Genomic DNA, 5,958 nt, shown 5'->3' with positions numbered 1-5,958 from the left:
CCAGATGCCGCTGGTCAAGGAGGAGCCGCCGGTCATGGCGGCGGAGATCGTCGGCTCGATCGTGGAGCGGGACCTGCTCGAGGCGCTGTTCAAGGGGCAGGCGCAGCTGAGCGATCCGCTGGAGGACCACAAGTCGGCGCCACTGCCGCAGGTCGGCTCCGGCGAGCCGATCAGCGCCCTGATGTCGGCGTTGGAGAAGGCGGACGCGGCGGTGGTGCTGATCGAGGGCAAGCCGCGCACGGTCGTCTCGCGGCAGGACTTGCTCGCGTTCCTGGCCGGGAGCTGAGGAGCGACCGCGGGAGTGGCAGAACGGCTGGGGCTGGCGCGATCAGGCGTCGGGGATCACGCCGCGTCCGGTCCGGATGATCAGCACGCTGCGATTCGTGGCGACCCACCACGCCTCGAAGGCGTTGAGCGCGATCAGTAGGCCGACGAGGGCGGCGAGGGTGACGACGGTCGGCGCGAACGGGCCCAGGCTCGCGAGCGCCGCCGCCAGCAGCCCGCCGATCAGCCGGGCCACGCCCACGCCGCCGAACATCCGCGCCCTCGTGTAGCAGAAGGAGAGCACGTAGAGCGCGGTGCCGGTGGCCAGGAAGTACGCGTGTACCCCGGCCGGATGGTGCAGCGGGCTGCGCACGGCTTGGGCGAGCCCGGCGGCGATCAGGATCAGCCCGGTGACCATGGCGAGGTGTCCGTGGCTGAACACCGAGCGTACGAGCACTGATTGCATCCGCGCCTCGCGCAGCGCGTGTTCCAGTGCCGGGGCGGCGAAGTGGAAGTAGGTCCACCACAGGGCGCAGCACAGCACGAACGCGAGCACCAGCGCGGTCAACGAGCTCCAGCTCAAGCCCTGCCGGGATTCCTGCACGCCGACGCCGACCAGCACCTCGCCGAGCGCGATGATGACGAAGAGGCCGAAGCGTTCCGGCAGGTGCGAGGCGTCGAAGTGCAGATCGTCGAGGCGGCGGTGCAGCAGGGTCGGCGTGACCAGTTCGATCAGCGCGGCGGCCAGCCAGATCCAGGCGCGGGCCGGAAGCGGCGTGAACGAACCGATGACGATGAGCGGCGCGCTGATCATCGCCGAGACCAGGTACGGGTTGACCCGGTCGTGGAAGAAGCCGCGCCGCAGGATCGCCCACGCGAGCAGGGCCCTGATGCCGAGGTAGGCGAAGGCGAACACCGGTCCGCGTTGGCCGTAGGCGTCGGGAACGCTGATCGACATGATGAACGCGCCGAGGCCGAGCGCGAAGACCTTCAGGTGCCGCTTGGTCGAGGTCAGCTCGACACCGTTGTAGAGGATTGACACGCCGACCCAGGCCCACCAGAACGGCACGAACAGCACCAGCGCCCGGCCGACGGCGACGGCCGATGCGGCGTTCTGCGCGGCCGAGGCCACCTGCGTCACGGCGAAGACGAAGACGAGGTCGAAGAACAGCTCGGCCCAGCTGACCCGCTGGCCGTGCGGGTTGATGATCGCTGGCGGGCTGATGGCGGAGGGCCGGTTGGCGCGCGACACCGGGTCCGGCGAGGTCAGCGGCTCGATGCCGCCGTCGAAGCGCGTCTCGGCCCGCTGACCGGACGGCGCCTTGCCCCGCGACTGCCGTACCTCGCTCACCTGCGCAGATTAACCGATGGGCGGGCGGCTGGGCAGGGAGTTAGCGGGCGGGATCGGCGAGGGGCGGCGGCGCGAAAGCGGTGGGTAAGGGTCCGTGCACGCTTCGGTGCCTATTCCCTCGTACCGTACTTGTCAGTAACCTGCGGCTGACATGCGCGCCAACCGGCGCACAGCAGGATTCAGGAGGGGGCAGGGGTGGATCATCGGCGATTCATCGCGCTCACCGGCATACTCGCGGCCGCGGTCGCCATCGGCGGACCGGCCGCGGCCAGCACGGGACCGGCAGTCGGCCAGAGCTCGATCAGCTCCGCGACGGCCGGCGCGGCGTACAGCTCGTCCCACCGCGGCGGGGACTGGGGCCGGCACGACGAGAAGTTCGACTACTACCTCGCGCTCGGCGACTCGCTCGCGGCGGGCGTGCAGCCCAACGCGCAGGGCCAGAGCCTGCCGACGAACCAGGGCTACGCCATGGACCTCGCGGCGGCGTTGCGCGACGACAATCGGCACCTGAGCTTCGTCGACCTCGGCTGCCCCGGCGAGACGACCACGTCGATGCTGAACGGCGGGTGCCCGTTCCCGCACAGCTACAGCGACCAGACAGACGCCGCGGCGTCTTTCCTCGCGCAGCACAAGCACGCGCGCGTCCTGGTCACCATCGACATCGGCGCCAACAACGTGGACGGCTGCGCGACCGCGTCCGGCATCGACACCTCCTGCGTCGTCGCCGGGCTGCAGACCGCGGCCACCGACCTGCCGAAGATCCTCGGCAAGCTGAAGGCGGCGGCCGGGCGGCACGTGGAGTTCGTGGCGATGAACTACTACGACCCGTTCCTCGCGGCCTGGCTCAGCGGCCCGGCGGGGCAGGCCGAGGCGACCGCCTCGGTGCAGCTAAGCGGGCAGCTGAACGGGGTCCTGAGCGCGGCGTACCAGGCGTTCGGCGTCAAGGTCGCCGACGTCTCGGCGCGCTTCAAGACGACGCAGTTCACCCCGCTCGTCCAGCTCACCCCGAGCCTCAAGGTGCCGCTGAACGTCGCGCGGATCTGCCAGTGGACGTGGATGTGCGCGCCGGCGCCCGTCGGGCCCAACATTCACGCGAACAAGGCTGGATACGAGGAGATCGCGGACGCCTTCGAGGCGATCGTGGATCCGCGGTAGCCGTAGCTTCACAGTGCGTTGATTTGGCCCGGTCCCAGTCATGGGGCCGGGCCATCTGTCTCCACCCATGGCGCATCGGACCGGGGATGTCGCGGTCAGTCGGTCGGTCAGACGGTACCGGCACGCCGGAAGGGCCATGCCAACGCAGCGTGGAAGCGGCGCGGATCCGGGAAGGAGCCGGGATCAGCCAAGCCGAGGGCGTCCGGAACGCACCGCGGCTCGTACACGAACGTGCCGAAGACGATGTCCCAGATCGTGACCACTGAGCTGTAGTTGCCCCGTACTTGCGCCGCGTGGTGGTAGCGATGCGTCTCGGTGCCGATGAGCACGTAGTTGAGCTTGCCGACGCGCACGTCGCTGTTCACGTGGCTGACCGTCTGTTGAAGGCCGAGGACGGCGATCGCGATGAAGGCGGCATCCGGCGATATGCCCGTGAGTTTGAAAACGATCAGCGAGATCGCGAAGCGCGACACCAGCAAATCGAACGGATGGAAGACTTGGTGCATCAGGACGTAGAGCTGGGACGGCGCGTGGTGGACACCGTGGACGCGCCATAGCCGGGAGATCGTGTGCGCGGCGCGATGGTAGCCGTACCACAGCAGGTCCAGCCCGACCAGGGCGAACGCCGCCTGCGCGAGCAGAGGCGTCCGGCCGAGCGGGCCGAAGCCGTTGTGCGGCACGGCCGCTGCGGCGATCAGAGACACACCGGCGGTCGCAAACTGCTCGACGACCACGGCCAGGCCGATGAACGGCAGGTCGCGGCCGAGGAGGCTGGCCTTCGTCATCGACCAGCGGTCTTGGAGCGGGTTGACGCGTTCGACGAGGAGCACGGCGACGATGGTCACCGCGGTCAGTGCGCCGATCACGGCGTTGCGGTCAAGATCCCATCGCACGGCGAACCACAGGGTGGCAGCCGTGACGAACGCGAGCGCGGGATAGGTACCGTAGGTGAGCAGCGGCCTTGTCGGCCTGTCGAGTTCCATGCCGCGATCCTCGGTTCCGGAAAGGGGAGAAGACCGCTCCATGGACGCACCATCCTTGTCTTCACGCGCAGATCCCATCGCCGGCCAGCTCGCCCGGTTCGCCGCGTCTCACGGCGCACCGGCCTCGTCACCGGAGGCGACGTGGCAGGCGCTTCGGGCAGCCGGTCTGGAGCAGCCCGGCCTGGCGTTCGCGGCATGGGCCGAGATCACCGTACTCGGCGGTCTGCTCGGCCCGATCGCCGTCAACAGCCCCGACATCGGATCGCTCCTCGACGACCTGGAACGCTTCCATCCGCTGTTCGGCCGGGAACGGATCGTCTTGACCCGACGCCCGCACGAAGTGTCCCTGTCCTTGCGCGCGCCCAGCGGTCTGTCAGCGAATCCTGACACTGTCGAGGCGTGCTTCGCGCTGTTGTGCCGGATCGTGCGTTCCCTTACCGATGCCGATGTCGGCCCGTCCCGGGTGGCTCTGCGCCGGGCTCGGCCGGACTGCACCGGCGCCTACGAGGCGGTTTTCGGCCGTGAGGTCGCGTTCGGCCAGCCTGCCGATGTCTGCGTTTTTAGCAGCAAGTCCCTGCGCACGCCCGTTCCGGGCGCCGACACCGTCGTGCGCTCGATGCTCCGCCCCTATGCCGAACGCCGCATTGCCGCGCATCAGCAGCTGCCGTGGGCGAGTGCCGTCACTGACCTGCTCCAAACGCGATCGCAGCCCAGCCTCGCGGCGGCCGCCCGCGCCTTGGCTGTCAGCCCTCGTACTCTCCAGGTCAGGCTGCTGCAGGAAGGCACCTCGTTCGCCGCGCTCGCCGACGACCTCCGGCGGGAACGCGCTTTGATGCTGCTATCCCAGCCGGACCTGGCGGTCACCGTGATCGCGGCGCGGCTCGGCTTCTCCACACCGTCGGCGTTCACGCGGGCCTTCCGTCGGTGGACGGGCATGGCGCCCTCGGACTACCGCCGCGACGCTGCGCGGGATCGCGATCGCCGAGAAGAACCGCGTGCGCTCTCGCGGATCGCGCTCATCGTGGACAAGTAGCTGCTTGATCCGGCAGGAGGGCAGCGTGAGGACCGGAGGGAGACTGACACCGTCGGGCCGAACATTCACGCCAACAACGCGGGATATGAGGAGATCGCGGACCCGCGGTGTCGTAGCCGCCGCAGTGTATTGATTTGGCCCGGCCCCGGCGACGGGGCCGGGCCATTGCGTGAGCACGACAGTGAGCTGCTGCGTGAAAACAGGACGCGGTGTCCGGTTCCCGCCAGTGCGCTGCTGGCTGCGCTGACATCGTGGATCGCATGACATCCGCTGTCGATTCCCTGCACACCGCCATCGAGCCCGGGATCCTGTACTTCGGCACGCCCGTGGTCCTCATCTCCACCGAGAACGAGAACGGTTCGGCGAACCTGGCTCCCATGTCGTCCGCGTTCTGGCTCGGTTGGCGTGCCGTACTCGGGCTCAACGCTCGTTCCAAGACCACCGAGAACCTGGTCCGGACGCGTGAATGCGTGCTGAATCTCCCATCCGATGCCCTGGCGGCGAACGTCGACCGATTGGCGCTTACGACGGGTTCCGACCCGGTGCCTCCGGTGAAGGTGCAGCGCGGTTACCGCTTCGAGCCGGACAAGTTCGACGTCGCGAGACTGACTCCCATCGCGTCCGAAGCCGTCAGACCGCCGCGGGTCGCCGAGTGTCCGGTCAACTTGGAGGCCGTTGTTGAGGACGTGCGGTCGCTGGCTGCCGACGATGAATCCCAGCGCGGGAGGATTCTCGTGCTGGAGGTCCGGATCGTGCGGGTTCATGTGCATGACGACATCCGGATGGCGGAGACCTCTGATCGCATAGACCCCGATGCCTGGCGCCCTCTGATCATGAGCTTTCAGCAGCTCTACGGTCTTGGGCCTCGGGTGCATCGGTCGACGCTCGCCCAGGTGCCGGAGCAGCTTTATCGCGGGCCGGACATCGAACGGGCCCGAAGGTCGTGAGTGCGGACGCCACACGCTCGAACTGCCCGTTCCGAGACCGAGTCCGGTGGGGCTGGCCCTTTTTCGGCTCTGTCGCACATTCGGTGGTGACGGTGGGTGAGTCAGGTGAGGAGTATGTGGTGGCGTAGGAGAGCGAAGCCTGCCCGCCCGTGCATTTGGCGCATGATCCGTTTCGTCTTGGTGTTCACGCCCTCGGTGCCGCCGTTGTGGAAGGGCAGCGTCACG

At 68.5% G+C, this 5,958-nt stretch carries 6 protein-coding genes; 4 read left to right on the top strand and 2 right to left on the bottom strand.

Going from position 1 to position 5,958, the window contains the following annotated elements; all coding sequences use genetic code 11:
* Positions 1–286, top strand: a 286-nt coding sequence (locus VFB40_RS25120) for a CBS domain-containing protein (RefSeq protein WP_527249212.1), incomplete at its 5' end; no start/stop codon positions are given.
* Between the two features lie 42 nt (positions 287–328).
* Here the strand turns inward: VFB40_RS25120 and VFB40_RS25115 are convergent.
* Positions 329–1,615 carry a low temperature requirement protein A gene (locus VFB40_RS25115; protein ID WP_324854845.1) on the bottom strand — a complete coding sequence of 429 codons (1,287 nt, stop codon included), beginning with the start codon at positions 1,613–1,615 and terminating at the stop codon, positions 329–331.
* 195 nt (positions 1,616–1,810) lie between these two features.
* On the opposite strand from VFB40_RS25115, the gene VFB40_RS25110 reads away from it, so the two are divergent.
* Positions 1,811–2,770 (top strand): SGNH/GDSL hydrolase family protein, encoded by a 960-nt coding sequence (locus VFB40_RS25110; protein ID WP_324854843.1) that lies wholly within the window; start codon positions 1,811–1,813, stop codon positions 2,768–2,770.
* Positions 2,771–2,877: 107 nt separating this feature from the next.
* On the opposite strand, the gene VFB40_RS25105 is transcribed toward VFB40_RS25110, so the two are convergent.
* Positions 2,878–3,753, bottom strand: a complete 876-nt coding sequence (locus VFB40_RS25105) for a sterol desaturase family protein (protein WP_324854841.1) — start codon at positions 3,751–3,753, stop codon at positions 2,878–2,880.
* 40 nt (positions 3,754–3,793) lie between these two features.
* Between VFB40_RS25105 and VFB40_RS25100 the strand changes: the two genes are divergently transcribed.
* Positions 3,794–4,786, top strand: coding sequence for an AraC family transcriptional regulator (locus tag VFB40_RS25100; protein WP_324854839.1), 993 nt, complete (start codon positions 3,794–3,796; stop codon positions 4,784–4,786).
* A gap of 260 nt (positions 4,787–5,046) precedes the next feature.
* Entirely contained in the window at positions 5,047–5,733 is a 687-nt protein-coding gene (locus VFB40_RS25095; protein ID WP_324854847.1) for a flavin reductase family protein, read from the top strand.
* Positions 5,734–5,958 lie beyond the last annotated feature (225 nt).

Source organism: Actinocrinis sp. (assembly GCF_035650855.1).
Lineage (GTDB): Bacteria > Actinomycetota > Actinomycetes > Streptomycetales > Catenulisporaceae > Actinocrinis.
Note: the sequence above shows the minus strand (reverse complement) of the source record. Positions and strands in the feature narration are given on the sequence as shown.

Excerpts from the sequence above, each read along its gene's own strand:
- VFB40_RS25105 (WP_324854841.1), bottom strand. The coding sequence starts at position 3,753 with ATGGAACTCGACAGGCCGACAAGGCCGCTGCTCACCTACGGTACCTAT.
- VFB40_RS25100 (WP_324854839.1), top strand. The coding sequence starts at position 3,794 with ATGGACGCACCATCCTTGTCTTCACGCGCAGATCCCATCGCCGGCCAG.
- VFB40_RS25095 (WP_324854847.1), top strand. The coding sequence starts at position 5,047 with ATGACATCCGCTGTCGATTCCCTGCACACCGCCATCGAGCCCGGGATC.